The following is a 13,870-nucleotide window of genomic DNA, read 5'->3' on the forward strand; positions in this document are numbered from 1 at the left end:
CGATGTGTAATTTAATCCTGCGTCTGGGCTTTACAGACGGCCAGAATCTCTTCCGCATTCTGCGCTGCGAGTGCCGTCGTGACGTGCGCTGCCAATTCTGCACCTTGCGTTGCTGCCCCACGGACCTCTGCCACGGCAACACGCTGACCATCCGGTGTCGCCACCATAGCACGCAAATGCATTTCGTCACCATGAATCATCGCGTAAGCCGCCAAAGGAATCTGACAACTTCCGCCAAATGCTTTCGAAATGGCGCGCTCTGCATGAACTGCCTGAGACGTCGGCAGGTCGTTGAGCGGCGCCAACCATGCTGCCAGCTCAGGCCGATTATCCGGAATCTCGATTGCCATTGCGCCTTGCCCTGCAGCAGGTAAACTTTCTTCAGGCGCCATCACAGCACGAATACGCTCCGACAAGCCCAACCGCTTCAGCCCTGCAGCCGCGAGAATAATAGCCGCATACTGACCTTCATCGAGCTTGCGAAGGCGAGTATCAAGGTTGCCACGCAGCGGCTGGATGACTAAGTGCGGATACCGAGCAGAAATTAACGCTTGGCGACGCAAACTACTCGTTCCAACAACCGCGCCCTCAGGCAAGCTCGCCAGCGACGGGTACAAATTAGAAACAAAAGCGTCCCGCGGATCTTCGCGCTCCAGAACGGCTGCCAATGCAAAGCCTGCAGGCAGTTCCATTGGCACGTCCTTGAGTGAATGAACAGCCAAATCCGCCTCGCCTTGCGCCATCGCTACTTCGAGTTCTTTGACGAACAAGCCTTTACCGCCCACTTTTGACAGTGCTCTATCCAGAATCTGATCGCCACGGGTGGTCATCCCAAGAATCTCGACCACACAGTCAGGGTACAACTGTTTAAGGCGATCACGTACATTTTCTGCCTGCCACATGGCGAGTCGACTTTCGCGAGACGCGATTACTAATTTTTTGGGGGATACAGCGGTCAAGGTAGCGATCTTTCTATTTACGTAATTGGCAATATGACGCCTGCCAAAGGACCTAGCAATGCGCTCTTCGTCAATTTTACCATTTGACACCCATGAAACTGACCTCAGGACGCGGTAAAATCGACAGAGTTTTTGACAAATATCTTCAAACTTGACACATATTCTTTAGTAACGGCATCATAGTGTCTTGATTAGACGCAGGTTTTCACGATGCCGCCACGATTGAGCGGCATTTTTTTACGCAAAACGAGCGACGACCGACGACGCAACACGACGAAAGATACGAACAAACAATCCCGTAATGCAAGCAGGCAGCACGACCAAGCTCCGGCCGAATTACCATGAGTTAAGACCGTTTAATGCACAACCATGCACGAAAGTGATGAAATAGCTATGCAAGCAAGTAATACTGAAAACACTGAAAATAAAAACCACCTGATTCTGACAGGCGATCGTCCAACTGGCCCACTCCATCTAGGTCACTTTGTGGGGAGTCTGCGTAATCGCGTGAAGTATCAGCACGAATATCAGCAATACATCATGCTCGCTGATGCGCAGGCGCTCACTGACAACATGGACGATCCCGCCAAAGTCCATAACAACGTACTTGAAGTCGCTCTGGACTATCTGGCCGTCGGTATTGACCCAAGCAAATCCACTATTTTTATTCAGTCTCAAATTCCTGAACTGACAGAACTGACGTTTTATTACCTCAATCTGGTTTCCGTGGCACGTTTGGAGCGCAATCCAACAATCAAGCAAGAAATCATCCTGAGAAACTTCGAGCGTGACATCCCAGCCGGCTTCTTGACCTATCCCGTCAGCCAAGCTGCGGATATTACGGCCTTCAAAGCGAGTCTGGTGCCCGTTGGCGAAGATCAGATTCCAATGATTGAGCAAACCAATGAGATTGTGCGTCGCTTCAATCGCCTTGTGAATAAAGATATCCTCGTCGAATGTCAAGCGTTGGTCCCAGAAATCGGTCGTTTGCCAGGCATTGATGGCAAGGCAAAAATGAGCAAGTCCTTAGGCAACACGATTAACCTCGGTGCGAGCGCTGCAGAAATCAAAGCCGCTGTACGCAATGTGTACACGGATCCACTCCACCTGCGCGTCGCAGACCCTGGCCATCTTGAAGGTAACGTTGCCTTTATCTACCTCGATGCCTTCGACGAAGACAAAGAAGGCTTGCAAGCGATGAAGGACCACTACGTCCGTGGCGGTCTCGGTGACAGTGTCGTTAAAGCCCGTTTAGAAGGCATCTTACAAGACCTCATTGCCCCAATCCGCGCGCGTCGTGAAGAGTTTGCGAAAGACCGCGGCCAAGTGCTGCAAATGCTGAAAGAAGGCACCCGTAAAGCACGGGAAATCGCAGCGCAAACAACGGATGAAGTCAAAGCGGCGATTGGTTTAAAACATTTCTGACCCACTAAAGTACGATGATGCGCAATGATGCGCACTGAGAAAGACAAATGATGGCGGCACTGACGATCTTAGTCAGCGCCGCCATTGTTCTTTCCACCGCAACAATTTGTTCCGGATCAAACAGACGCGGGCAATTTAGGCGCATGATGAGTCACATCATCGATGTTTCGAGAAAGGACAGATTATGTACACCAAAATTCTGCTGCCAACCGACGGCTCTGAACTCGCTACCGCGACAGTGCGCGAGGGAATTGAATTTGCTAGACAAATCAACGCAAAAGTTGTCACCCTTTTCGTGGCAAGCAATTATCAGTACCCAATTTATATCGATATCATCCCTCCCAACACACCGACGGAAGAAGAGTATCAAGCCGCAATGAGAAGTTACGCGAGCGCTTACCTTGATGCGGCACGGCATGTCGCCGAACAAGCTGGTGTGACATGTGATGGCCTCGTCCACTTCAATGATTCTGCCGCAAAAGAAGTTGTTCATACGGCACAACAAGAGGCATGTGATTTGATTTTTATGGGCTCGCATGGTCGTAGCGGTGTGGGCAACCTTCTCTTAGGAAGTACAACGATGAAGGTACTGTCTCTGTGCAACATTCCCGTTCTTGTTCACCGAACCAAAAACCACTGAAATCAGTTTTTTTCCAGGATACAACATCCTTGAAGCGGGTTGTACAGTACAATGGTGACTGGCTTGCAACTTTTTTGCAAAGAACCTTTACTTTGTACTCATTCAATGATTCGTATTCTGATTGCTGATGACCATACCATCATGCGCGAAGGCTTAAAGCGCATCCTTGATGGCAACGACGATATTGAGGTCGTTGCGGAGGCAGTGGATGGTTTTGATACCTTGGATAAGGTCAGAAGTGTCGCGTTCGACGTCTTACTGATGGATTTATCGATGCCCGGACGAAGCGGCGTCGATTTAATCCGTCAGATTAAAGATGAATTTCCGAAGCTACCGATTCTCATCTTAACAATGCACGAAGAAGAGCAGTATGCCGTGCGCGCTATTCGGGCTGGGGCGCGTGGCTATCTGACGAAAGAAAGTGCGGGTACCCAGTTAGTCACTGCTTTACGCAAGGTTGCCTCTGGTCGCCCCTATATCAGCATTGAAGTTGCTGAACAGCTAGCAATGAACGCCATGCCTGCTGACGATAACTTACCTCACACCAACCTGTCAGATCGTGAATTTGAAGTATTTACGCACCTCGTCAAAGGTAAAACAATTACTGAAATCGGTGATTTACTGCATCTAAGTGTCAAAACGGTCAGCACCCACAAGATGAGAATCATGCAGAAAATGAACATGAATAACATGTCCGATCTCGTGCAATACGCGATGGCGCATCACCTGCTTACACCCAACGCGTAAGCAAATTCTTCCTCTCCCCTCCCTTTCTTGTAGGAAAACTCCTACAAACACCGCTGAAAATCCGATAGATCAAATCAGCATCCCCTGATTTAAATCAATGCGTGGAAAAACGATAATGAACACAAGCAAACAAAGCGGTGTTCATCCTCCCACGCATCATGAATTTATTTATCGTCGAAGACTCAGTCCTGATCCAAAACCGATTAATTCGGTTTGTCGAAGAAGTACCGGGCATCCATGTCATCGGCGTATCGGGCGATATTGATTCTGCTTTCGACAAAGTCCTCAACAGTGAGACGGATGCCATCATCCTCGATCTCCAGTTGGGCACTGGAAACGGTTTGCAACTTTTAAAAAGCATTAAGCAAAGAAAACCCTCAGTAAAAATCGTTGTATTAACCAACCACTCGACTGAAGACAACCGTCAACATGCGATGCGTGCAGGAGCGGATGGCTTTTTGGACAAATCAACGGATTTTGAACGGATACCGGATTTTCTGCACCGTTGGCAAGCACCCCATTTTTCAAATCACGTCAATTAAACCTTTACCCTTACACTCTGGAGACTCACATGACAACAGCAGCGCTCTCACCTCGCCAAACAAGCCTGAGCACACCAGTCAACAAGTCGCTCTTGTCCGCTAACATTAACGAAGCCGGCTGGCGTTGTCATGGCAACTTATGGTCCAATCTGCGTGAAGTATGTGATTTACTGCACATCCCTGCTCCTGCAAGTTCCGCTGATGAAGAGGTGCTGTTCCAGCATGTACGCTTCAAGGCAGGTCAGCGCGTGCATACCATTGGTCAAAGTTTCGACACACTCTATATCGTCAATTCAGGTTTCCTGAAAACCGTATTGATCGACGAGTATGGCAATGAACAAGTATTGAGTTTCCCAATGAAAGGGGACATCCTCGGTATCGACGGCATTCATAATCAACACCATGCATCTGAAGCTGTCGCACTGTCCGATTGCGACGTCATCCTCTTGCCTTACAAAGCATTTACGGCACTGGGACACACTTACGCAGAATTAGAACACGCGATGTTGAGCGTCATGAGCCGCGAGTTGGTCCGTGAACAGTTGATGATTGGCATGTTAAGTGCATTAAGCGCAGAAGCAAAAGTAGCCCGCTTCCTCACCAACCTTGGCGATCGTTTCAGCCAATTGGGTTACTCTGGTCGCTCTTTTAATTTGCGGATGACACGCCACGAAATCGGCAGCTACCTTGGTCTGACACTGGAAACCGTTAGCCGTACCCTGTCTGCATTTAATGAAATGGGACTTATCAGCGTCGAGCAACGTGAGATTTGCCTTCTCGATCCAGCAACACTCAAAACGCTGCGTCGCTTACCTCCTGCAAAAGCACGAAGCAAAGTGAGCGAGAAAGTCTCCTCCTTAGTTGGAAAAAAATTATTACCGCAATGGAGTGCTGAGGCTGCAGTTGCTGCATAAATGTTCTAAGCTACAGAACTGAAACAAACACTGTTGTCCTTCGATTGATCAATACTGCGGGGCCAGCCACACAATGGCTGCGCCTCAAGCGTTAAACTCAGGAGCAATGTCATGTCTTATAAAACTATATTAGTCCACGTTGATGAATCAGATCGTTCCAACTTGCGCGTCAAATTTGCGGCAGAAATCGCGCGCAAAGAAGAGGCTCATTTAATCGGCACAGCAGTGACAGGCATATCCCGTTTTATCTACCAAGACGGCAACATTAGTGCGAGCGATCCTAATTTAACAATTCATCTGAACTTTTTAAGAGAACGTGCAGAGAAAGCCGTCGATGAATTTAACAAAATCGTTGAGCATATCGGCGTCGCCTCTCACGAATCCTCCATTGCCAATGATGAAGCCGGTGGCGGTATTGGTTTGCAAGCACGCTACAGCGATCTGGTCGTCCTCGGCCAAACAAACCGCGATGAACCCTCTCCTTCAGTACTCCCAGATTTTCCTGAGTACATTGTTTTAAACTCCGGTCGCCCAGCATTGATTATTCCTTATGCAGGTGAATTTAATACCGTCGCAAAACGTCCTTTGATTTCATGGGACGCAAGTAGAGAAGCGACCCGTGCTGTCACGGATGCGATTCCACTTCTGAAAAAAGCCGATTTAGTCCAAGTCGCCATTTTTAATACCAAATCCACGCCTGATGCGCATGGCGAACAACCTGGTGCCGATATCGCGCTTTATCTGGCAAGACATGGCATTAAAGTCGAGGTATCCGTACATAAAACATCGACGGACATCGGTAATGCGCTACTCTCCCTCGCGCATGACCTCGATAGCGACATGATCGTTATGGGTGGCTATGGTCATTCACGTTTCAGAGAAATGATCATGGGCGGCGTCACTCGTACAATCCTTGAGAGCATGACGGTGCCTGTGTTTATGTCCCATTAAGGCTCCTGCCCTAGCAAAACGGGCCGTCCACAGCCCATGAAGCAGTACAAATAGAAGGCGTTCGATGTATCGGACGCCTTCTTTGTTCTTTTGAAGGTTATTTTTCATGCAATTTGCCGTTAAAATAACCCGCCTAGTCTGATATTGCATCAGAATGAACAACAGCGATCATGCCCTCTTAAGCTGATTGTTGACGGAGATTGATGACGCAGATTACGCAGTTGAACAAGGCCAGCACTGTTGTTAGCATTTTTACCCAATTAACCCGATGTTTCCCATGCTCCATACCAACTCTCTTGCAGGATTAAGACTTACGCGCGCCCGCTGGCTGACCTTTGTTTTACTTGCCCTCTCTGCGGCAATGTGGGTCGGACATGCGCAGCTTTCCTTCCTCAGTGTGCCGCACCCATTGCCAGTGCATACGTTTTTGGAAACCGTCACTATCGTCATTTTTGCGTCGGTCTTTATCGTCTGCTGGAACGCATTTGGGGATACCAGAAAAAAAAGCAGTGCTATTCTCGCGGTAGCGTTTCTCTGCACTGCTATCTTGGGATTTTTTCACTCGATTTCGTTCCAGGGGATGCCTGGCTTTGAGACAGCTGTGGATATGCATAAATCCCTCAGTTTTTGGCTGGTTTCACGCTCAATCGTTGCCGTGACATTGCTTGGGCTTTCATTGGACCCCATCGACGCGGATATAGGACGAAAGCAGTCATACCTAGTGCTAGCGATTGGACTAGCGTTCACCGCAGCAATCACGACGATCATCTTTAATTTACCAGAATGGCTCCCCCTGACGTTTGTAGAACACCAAGGACAAACCTCCTTTAAGGTGCTCTATGAAATGGGTCTAGTCGCCGTCAATTGCATAACAGCATTGCTATTTTATAAACACGCACTGCGCTTCGAAACCGATAAATCTGCCGAGCATTTGCATATTGACCGAATCCCCTTATTTCTTGCCAGTACGCTCATGGCGATGTCTGAGGTCTATTTCTCACTCTACTCGTCAACCAGTGATATTGACATCGTCATCGGTCATTCATTACAGGTATTGGCCGCATTTGCCATTTACCGCAGCATGGTGGCTGTGAATATTCACACGCCATATGCTGCGTTAATCGAGACAACCGCTAATTTGGTGGCATCTACCGAAGAATTAACTGTACAACGCGAACGACTTGGTCGAATGATTGATACGGCAATCGACGGCATTATTACTGTGAATGAAAAACAGATCATCGTCATTGCCAACCCAGCAGCAGCCGTTATTTTTGGTTATCCGGCAAACAGCTTGATCGGTGCACCGCTCAGTCAATTGATTCCAATGCGACATCGCCACAATCACGGCAACCATATGAAGCAATTTGGTGAAGCAGGGACAACTCGTCGAAAAATGGGAACTCATTACGAAGATTTTTACGTCACAGGCTGTAAAGCGGATGGTGAAGAGTTCCCGATTGAAGCGTCCATTGCGCATCAAATGGAAAAAGGTGAACGCTTTTATACCGTGATTTTCCGAGATATCACTGATAGGAAAATTGCTAAAGAAAAAATGGCTGCCTATCACGCGCAACTCAGCCAATTATCCAATACGCTGCAAAGTATCCGTGAAGAAGAACGCAAGCATATTGCGCGTGAACTCCATGACGATTTAGGGCAGTTACTTGCCGCATTACGCATGGACTTATCACTATTACAAAGAGATCAACAACTTGTTGAAACCAATCAGCTCACCATCAAAAGCATGGATCAGTTGATTTTGACCGCCATTACCACTCTACGCCGGATCGCCACAGATTTACGACCAAGGGCACTCGATGAAGGTGGCTTATTTTTTGCGCTACAAACATTGCAAAAAGACTTCTCGCAACGGCATAAGATCGATTGCGAACTGATAGCCACCGAAGAGCTCTTGACACTGGATGATGAACGCAGCACGGCAATTTTCAGGATTGTTCAAGAATCACTGACCAACGTCGCTCGCCACGCTGAAGCGACCTGCGTTCAGATTGAATTTCACCGTTCCAGCGACAAACTCAATTTTACGATTAACGATAACGGCAAGGGAATCGACGAAGTCGACATGCAAAAAACACAATCATTTGGTCTGGTGGGCATGCGTGAACGGGTCAAGGCAATGCAGGGAGAATTTCATGTCGTCAGTGACGAAGATGAAGGTACCACCTTGTACATCGAGCTTCCTTTACACACCCAGACCAACGCGATGATTACAAACAAATAATATAGAACTGAGAAAATAGTGAAATAACGAAAATCGTTTAGCGAGATCGTCAATAGCAGCACCAATGGCTATCGACCTGAAGTCGCCAATTTTGAAGAGGGATCACCCAATGATGTAACGTTGAACATCAGTCAGGCGGGTGCAGCTGCGGCATCTGCTGCATCATCGTCGCCCTATTCAGACGTACCGAACCAGTTACCAGTTGGCTAAGAAATCATTGGAGCGGACGAATTTGGCAGTAAAGTTGGAGCCGAACTTGAATAATGCAGGTGGTTTGATGCGCAGCCAAGAGGCACCGGCGGTCAAAATAATAACAACCGTTACGATGATTTTTAAGCGTAAATGCGTAGCAATCATTTGAATTTTTTTTAAACTAAAGGTGTAAAACTCTCCCAGCAATCTCGGATGGAGTTTCTTGTGTTTTGGGGAGAAGCCCACTTTGTGCAAACAATCCCTCAAACTGACAAAATGGATTTACAGAAATAACAGCAATAATTAAATTATCAATAACATATTGCGAATAACACCCCTCATACATATTCAATTACCCAATTGCACTCGCCGCCGTATAGATATCATCGAGTGCTGTATCGCTCAATACAACACTCGATATCGTCACTCTTATGATTTCCGATATTGTGCGAGATGGGTATCGATGCCAGTATATCCCTCAATATACTCCGGAGTTACGCATGTCTTATTACGGTCAGGGTCTGCATCAGGCGCTGAAAACTGCGTTACAGCTGGGATTACCCCAATCCAGGTCGGGAAGTCTGGGGTATCCACTTCGTCATCTGGAAATTCATCGCGGATTTTCCCCGCGACCTGATCCAATTTAACTCTCATCACTGTAATTGCACGTAGTTCTTTTTCCTTTACAGGCCTGATATCAGACCACCGCCCAGGTAAAATATGATCCATAAAATCTCGCATTGCTGTTTCTTTATAGATCTCCTCCACCTCTTCAACTTGGCCATGGATAACAACTGAACGAAAATTGTAAGAATGGTTAAATGCACTGTGTCCAAGAACTAGCCCATCAAACAAGGCAATTGAAATACAGACTTCCATTCCTATTAATAGCTTGCTCAATCGCCCTTTATTGGCCGAATGGAAATATATATATTGACCATTACGCCAACAAGCCATTGGAATAGCGGTCGGCTTGCTATTTTGCATGAAAGAAATGTGGCACAAATAGCTGGCATCAATGATCGCATTGACATCGTTTTTGTTATAGTGGGCACGTTCAGCGATTCGCTTTACCTGATATTCTTTCTGTACAGTATAAAATGCGTCAGAACTTTCCATAGTCATGCCATTTCCGATTGTCTATTAAACCGTTCATGACTGATCTTCTGATAACTATGTGCAATAGCCTGTGAACCACGCTTTATGAAATGAGAAGAATATTTCATTACTCCTAATCGTTCACTCAATTCAGTTCCAGTATTTCCAGGATCGCGACCACAAGTAAATATATCAACTGCTATATAGTTACTCTCTGGATATGATTGTTTAAAAACACCATCAAAATCAATTAAGTTTTCATTCATAGTCAAGTCCTCCCTTTTCAAGTAAATAAATATCAATTCAGTTTTTGAACTGTGTCGCGTTTTAAAATCGCGTGAGAGATATCATCGCAAATCCCTTCTAACATCCAATAAGCTCCGTTTTGTCGCTCCGGCAAAATAATTAGAATTTGATTAATTACTCATAATCCAAAACTCTCAAAAAGTCTCTTTTGTGGAGTACGGCAAGCCGCAATGACGCCTAAATACTGTTGAGTCGCATATACAAAAGCACTTGCAAGTAGCGTTCTAGTCGCAATTCGATGTTTCGATTCGACTTAGACCACAAAACGGCAAAACTCAATATGCTTATGATAGGCATCCGCTAGATCACTAAAATATTCTCCTAATCCTATTAACTCAAATGGATACGGCGTTGCTCGCATACGTCCCGCAACGTCATTTTTCATTTAACACGGCAGTAATGAACGTTAAAAATTCTGGCAATTTTTCGAGACTCATACTCTGATCAATGAGCATAAAGATTAGGTGAAATGATGGTGAGCGATAAGTAACTAGCGTTATTGACCCGCCTGGCGTTCTCTGATGAGCTGCAGGTCGAAGCGTCGCGGGTTGCTGACGTAGCATTTTTTCCTGCGCCATGGTGTGAGTTGTTCGACCCGCACTGCCGGCTGTTAATCAATGCGTTGCAAGACATCGACGAAGTAGTCGTAAGGGTTGATGTCGTGCAGACGACAGGTCATCAGCAAACTTTGCACGATGCCGATGTGTTTGGCACAGAGTTCGGTCCAAGCAAACAGCCAGTTCCGCCGGCCCATCGAACCAGGCGACTTGCCGGAGCAAAGTGACGATTTTCTGTTGCAGCTTACCGACAAATGCCAGTAATTCCACCGGTTCCGAGAAGGAGGATTGTTGTGCCAATGGGGAGGGAGAAGGTGTCGGATGCATAACGAAATCATAGCGAAATACGCGACGCGAGAAAGCTGCTTTTACTTCAGGATACGTCTGTTACAGGACGTTGCCGACAGCGTAGGCGCTGCCGCTGCGGCTTAATACCTTCCAATAATAATTTCAAGCTGCTCCAGTCCATTTCACGGGTAGTGACATGGGATCAGTCGCTGAGAAGACGACCTTGTTCCAGCCTCTCGCTCCAGACGTATAGGCCGTTGCGGTCAAAGTACAACACCTTAATTTGAGTGGCGCGGCGGGCGATGATTACAAACAAATAATATAAAACTGAGAAAATAGTGAAATAACGAAAATCGTTTAGCGAGATCGTCAAAAAAGCACTATGCTACTCATGTAACGAGGCAACTGTTGTGCCTTATAAGGAGTTCATGATGTCTATTTCTTCACTTAGTAGTGGCTTGTCAGGAATGATCGCCAATGCGAAAGCACTGGATAGTTCTGCGAATAACATCGCCAATAGCAGTACCAATGGTTATCGACCTGAAGTCGCCAATTTTGAAGAGCGATCACCCAATGGCGTCACGGTGAATATCAGTCAGGCGGGTGCCGCTGCGGCATCTGGCGCAACTGCGTCATCGTCATCCTCGTCAGAGGCACCAAGTGGTACCGATCTGACATCTGACACTGTGAACTCGATTCAATATGCCAATGCCTTTAAACTCAATGCTCAGGTGGTGAAGACAGCGGATCAAGTGTTAGGCACATTGGTCGACCTCAAAGCATAGGCATGGCCAAACGGTCAACACGACTTTGTTGAAGGCCCGCTAGGCGGCGGGCATGATACATAGAAACGACGGCATCTCATGCATGTCGACATACCAAAACCCGAGTAAGCCAATCGCAACAAGCAGCACGCCACCAACATATCTGATTGACATCGGTGCGCGCCTTTTTTCTGCGATCGCAAAGAGACCTTGACTCAATAACAAATGCGGCAAGGCACTCAATCCAAATAACAGCATTAACATCGCCCCTGCAAACCAGTCGCCAGACAACAGCGAGAACGGGATCACGCTATAGAGCAATCCACAGGGCAAACACCCCCACGCCATTCCGGTCAGAAAGGGATACCGGACGCCATTTTTCAGGGCGGGAAATCGACCCATTATCGCTTGTTGGAATGTGGCAAAGTACCTACTCAACCATTGAAACTGAAGTTGAACACCAAGCACCCGGAGTCCTAGCACCACTAAGGCAAGATTGCCGACAAAAAACAATATTTGATGGGTCAGCAAGCTAGGGCGCAGCACCAACCCCGCGCTTCCGATGCCGCCAAACAAGGCACCAATCAACATGTACGTCGATATACGACCAGATTGGAGCAACATCTGAAAAAGCAGCGTACCGCGTGTCGCCATGGCAATGTCTGCTTGCGCGGTCTCTGGGGCAATTTGAATCGGGATGGTTTTAAAGGGGCGCGTTCCCGCCCGATTCAGCATGATAGAAATGCCACCGCACATCCCAACACAGTGTACACCGCCAGCAACACCGGCAGTGAGAGCAGCGAGCGCCAGAGGCAGGGTCAGCATCGTTTTAAATTAATCGAGAATAGTTGGCCGTCGTTTGTTTCGCTAGGTAGCCATCAAACGCCATCCCGAAAGCTCGGACAAACAAACGCCCTTTCGGTAACACGTGGATACCAGCGTCATTAATACCAACTAAGCCTTGTGTGGCATACGCCTGCATCTGCTTCATTTCCGCATCGAAATAATCAGCAAAAGAAATCCCGAACTGCCCCTCAACGGCTTTGAAATTCACGCCTGTACTGCACATCATGTCCATGATGATTTGACGACGCATCAGGTCATCCTGATTGAGGTCAAAGCCCTTTTCCACAGGCAATTTGCCCTGATCAAGGCAAGCATAATATTCATCCAGAGTCCGTACATTCTGTACGTAAGAATTCCCTACTTTGCCGATCGCAGATAAGCCAAGTGCAATCAGATCGCAATCGGACCGGGTTGTATAACCCTGAAAATTGCGGTGCAAGCTACCGTCTAAGGTTGCTTTGGCAAGGCTATCGTCTGGTTTAGCAAAGTGATCAAGCCCAATATAGACATAACCTTCTGCCAATAACCGACGCAAGGACATCAGGAAAATCTCAAGGCGCTGTTCAGCTGTCGGTAAATCGGCTTCTGCGATTCGACGTTGCGGCTTGAAGCGCGTTGGCAAGTGGGCGTAGTTGTATAACGCGATCCGATCCGGTGACAAACTAATGACTTGATCGAGCGTTCTTGAAAAACTTGCTAATGACTGTTTTGGAAGACCGTAGATGAGGTCAAAGTTAATCGACGTAAAGCCAAAGCGGCGACTTTCCTCGATGGTGTGTGCGACCATGTCAAACTCTTGGATGCGGTGTACCGCTTTCTGCACCTCTGGATCAAAATCCTGCACACCAAGACTCGTCCGGTTGAAGCCAATTTCCTGCAACATCTCTAACGTTTCAGACGTGACGGTGCGAGGATCGATTTCAATCGAAATCTCGGCATCTTCGGTAAAATCAAAATGCTGACGCAGCATAGCCATCAATTGGCGCATTTCATCGTGGCTCAGAAATGTCGGCGTACCACCACCTAAATGCAACTGACTCAACGCTTCACGCGTAGTGAGATGCGACGTCACCATCTGTAACTCTTTTTCGAGATACGAGAGATAAATCGCGGACCGACTACGGTCTTTAGTAATCACTTTATTACATGCACAGTAGTAGCAAAGTGACGCACAAAACGGGATATGGATGTACAGTGAAAGCGGCGGCTTGTTGGCCAGACTGCTGCGTTGCGTGAGATAAGCAATGTAGGAATCAGCTGTAAATTCTGTATGAAACCGGTCTGCAGTTGGATACGAGGTATATCGCGGACCAAAAGAATCGAAACGACGAATTAATTCTTCAGGTATTTCAATCGCAGGAAAAACAGCTGATGGCGTGGTGTTCATAAAATGGGT

General features: G+C 47.3%; 15 protein-coding genes and 1 pseudogene. 8 read left to right on the plus strand and 8 right to left on the minus strand.

Annotation, left to right across the window (positions count from 1 at the left end; translation table 11 throughout):
- Positions 1-11: 11 nt before the first annotated feature.
- Positions 12-959, minus strand: a complete 948-nt coding sequence (gene hemC / locus ACO0K2_RS12030; protein ID WP_423019054.1) for a hydroxymethylbilane synthase — start codon at positions 957-959, stop codon at positions 12-14.
- Between the two features lie 393 nt (positions 960-1,352).
- On the opposite strand from hemC, the gene trpS reads away from it, so the two are divergent.
- The 7 genes from trpS (at position 1,353) to ACO0K2_RS12065 (ending at position 8,423) form a co-directional block, all read left to right on the plus strand.
- On the plus strand, positions 1,353-2,384 hold the full coding sequence (gene trpS / locus ACO0K2_RS12035) for a tryptophan--tRNA ligase (protein ID WP_423019056.1): 1,032 nt from the start codon (positions 1,353-1,355) through the stop codon (positions 2,382-2,384).
- 184 nt (positions 2,385-2,568) lie between these two features.
- Complete coding sequence (locus ACO0K2_RS12040; protein ID WP_423019058.1) at positions 2,569-3,024, plus strand: universal stress protein; 456 nt, start codon at positions 2,569-2,571, stop codon at positions 3,022-3,024.
- Between the two features lie 105 nt (positions 3,025-3,129).
- The gene (locus ACO0K2_RS12045; protein ID WP_423019060.1) at positions 3,130-3,771 is read left to right on the plus strand and encodes a response regulator; all 642 of its coding nucleotides are present in this window, start codon (positions 3,130-3,132) and stop codon (positions 3,769-3,771) included.
- 158 nt (positions 3,772-3,929) lie between these two features.
- Positions 3,930-4,313, plus strand: coding sequence for a response regulator (locus ACO0K2_RS12050; RefSeq protein ID WP_423019062.1), 384 nt, complete (start codon positions 3,930-3,932; stop codon positions 4,311-4,313).
- A 29-nt stretch (positions 4,314-4,342) separates the two neighbouring features.
- Positions 4,343-5,227 (plus strand): helix-turn-helix domain-containing protein, encoded by an 885-nt coding sequence (locus ACO0K2_RS12055; protein ID WP_423019064.1) that lies wholly within the window; start codon positions 4,343-4,345, stop codon positions 5,225-5,227.
- A 111-nt stretch (positions 5,228-5,338) separates the two neighbouring features.
- Entirely contained in the window at positions 5,339-6,178 is an 840-nt protein-coding gene (locus ACO0K2_RS12060) for a universal stress protein (RefSeq protein ID WP_423019066.1), read from the plus strand.
- A gap of 277 nt (positions 6,179-6,455) precedes the next feature.
- A complete protein-coding gene (locus ACO0K2_RS12065; protein ID WP_423019068.1) occupies positions 6,456-8,423 on the plus strand; it encodes an MASE3 domain-containing protein in 1,968 nt (655 codons plus the stop codon).
- A gap of 195 nt (positions 8,424-8,618) precedes the next feature.
- On the opposite strand, the gene ACO0K2_RS12070 is transcribed toward ACO0K2_RS12065, so the two are convergent.
- The 5 genes and pseudogenes from ACO0K2_RS12070 to tnpB form a co-directional block, all read right to left on the minus strand.
- Positions 8,619-8,780, minus strand: coding sequence for a hypothetical protein (locus tag ACO0K2_RS12070; RefSeq protein ID WP_423019070.1), 162 nt, complete (start codon positions 8,778-8,780; stop codon positions 8,619-8,621).
- Positions 8,781-9,044: 264 nt separating this feature from the next.
- Positions 9,045-9,740, minus strand: a complete 696-nt coding sequence (locus tag ACO0K2_RS12075; protein WP_423019072.1) for a pyridoxamine 5'-phosphate oxidase family protein — start codon at positions 9,738-9,740, stop codon at positions 9,045-9,047.
- The gene (locus tag ACO0K2_RS12080; RefSeq protein ID WP_423019074.1) at positions 9,737-9,979 is read right to left on the minus strand and encodes an S-adenosylmethionine decarboxylase; all 243 of its coding nucleotides are present in this window, start codon (positions 9,977-9,979) and stop codon (positions 9,737-9,739) included. The genes ACO0K2_RS12075 and ACO0K2_RS12080 overlap by 4 nt, the downstream gene beginning before the upstream one ends.
- A gap of 536 nt (positions 9,980-10,515) precedes the next feature.
- Positions 10,516-10,773 (minus strand): annotated as a pseudogene (locus tag ACO0K2_RS12085) (transposase domain-containing protein); the annotation flags it as partial.
- A gap of 293 nt (positions 10,774-11,066) precedes the next feature.
- Entirely contained in the window at positions 11,067-11,237 is a 171-nt protein-coding gene (tnpB, locus tag ACO0K2_RS12090) for an IS66 family insertion sequence element accessory protein TnpB (protein WP_423019076.1), read from the minus strand.
- Positions 11,238-11,292: 55 nt separating this feature from the next.
- On the opposite strand from tnpB, the gene ACO0K2_RS12095 reads away from it, so the two are divergent.
- Positions 11,293-11,649 carry a flagellar basal body rod C-terminal domain-containing protein gene (locus ACO0K2_RS12095; RefSeq protein WP_423019078.1) on the plus strand — a complete coding sequence of 119 codons (357 nt, stop codon included), beginning with the start codon at positions 11,293-11,295 and terminating at the stop codon, positions 11,647-11,649.
- A gap of 39 nt (positions 11,650-11,688) precedes the next feature.
- On the opposite strand, the gene ACO0K2_RS12100 is transcribed toward ACO0K2_RS12095, so the two are convergent.
- Both ACO0K2_RS12100 and hemN read right to left on the minus strand, forming a co-directional pair.
- A complete protein-coding gene (locus ACO0K2_RS12100; RefSeq protein WP_423019080.1) occupies positions 11,689-12,453 on the minus strand; it encodes a sulfite exporter TauE/SafE family protein in 765 nt (254 codons plus the stop codon).
- A gap of 4 nt (positions 12,454-12,457) precedes the next feature.
- Positions 12,458-13,861, minus strand: a complete 1,404-nt coding sequence (gene hemN / locus ACO0K2_RS12105; RefSeq protein ID WP_423019082.1) for an oxygen-independent coproporphyrinogen III oxidase — start codon at positions 13,859-13,861, stop codon at positions 12,458-12,460.
- Positions 13,862-13,870: the final 9 nt, after the last annotated feature.

Origin of the sequence: Undibacterium sp. MH2W (genome assembly GCF_049340215.1) — a bacterium.
Lineage (GTDB): Bacteria > Pseudomonadota > Gammaproteobacteria > Burkholderiales > Burkholderiaceae_D > Undibacterium.

Bases quoted from the DNA above. Each gene is read 5' to 3' on its own strand.
- trpS (WP_423019056.1), top strand. From the start codon at position 1,353: ATGCAAGCAAGTAATACTGAAAACACTGAAAATAAAAACCACCTGATT.
- ACO0K2_RS12040 (WP_423019058.1), top strand. From the start codon at position 2,569: ATGTACACCAAAATTCTGCTGCCAACCGACGGCTCTGAACTCGCTACC.
- ACO0K2_RS12045 (WP_423019060.1), top strand. From the start codon at position 3,130: ATGATTCGTATTCTGATTGCTGATGACCATACCATCATGCGCGAAGGC.
- ACO0K2_RS12050 (WP_423019062.1), top strand. From the start codon at position 3,930: ATGAATTTATTTATCGTCGAAGACTCAGTCCTGATCCAAAACCGATTA.
- ACO0K2_RS12055 (WP_423019064.1), top strand. From the start codon at position 4,343: ATGACAACAGCAGCGCTCTCACCTCGCCAAACAAGCCTGAGCACACCA.
- ACO0K2_RS12060 (WP_423019066.1), top strand. From the start codon at position 5,339: ATGTCTTATAAAACTATATTAGTCCACGTTGATGAATCAGATCGTTCC.
- ACO0K2_RS12065 (WP_423019068.1), top strand. From the start codon at position 6,456: ATGCTCCATACCAACTCTCTTGCAGGATTAAGACTTACGCGCGCCCGC.
- ACO0K2_RS12070 (WP_423019070.1), bottom strand. From the start codon at position 8,780: ATGATTGCTACGCATTTACGCTTAAAAATCATCGTAACGGTTGTTATT.
- ACO0K2_RS12075 (WP_423019072.1), bottom strand. From the start codon at position 9,740: ATGACTATGGAAAGTTCTGACGCATTTTATACTGTACAGAAAGAATAT.
- ACO0K2_RS12080 (WP_423019074.1), bottom strand. From the start codon at position 9,979: ATGAATGAAAACTTAATTGATTTTGATGGTGTTTTTAAACAATCATAT.
- ACO0K2_RS12095 (WP_423019078.1), top strand. From the start codon at position 11,293: ATGATGTCTATTTCTTCACTTAGTAGTGGCTTGTCAGGAATGATCGCC.
- ACO0K2_RS12100 (WP_423019080.1), bottom strand. From the start codon at position 12,453: ATGCTGACCCTGCCTCTGGCGCTCGCTGCTCTCACTGCCGGTGTTGCT.
- hemN (WP_423019082.1), bottom strand. From the start codon at position 13,861: ATGAACACCACGCCATCAGCTGTTTTTCCTGCGATTGAAATACCTGAA.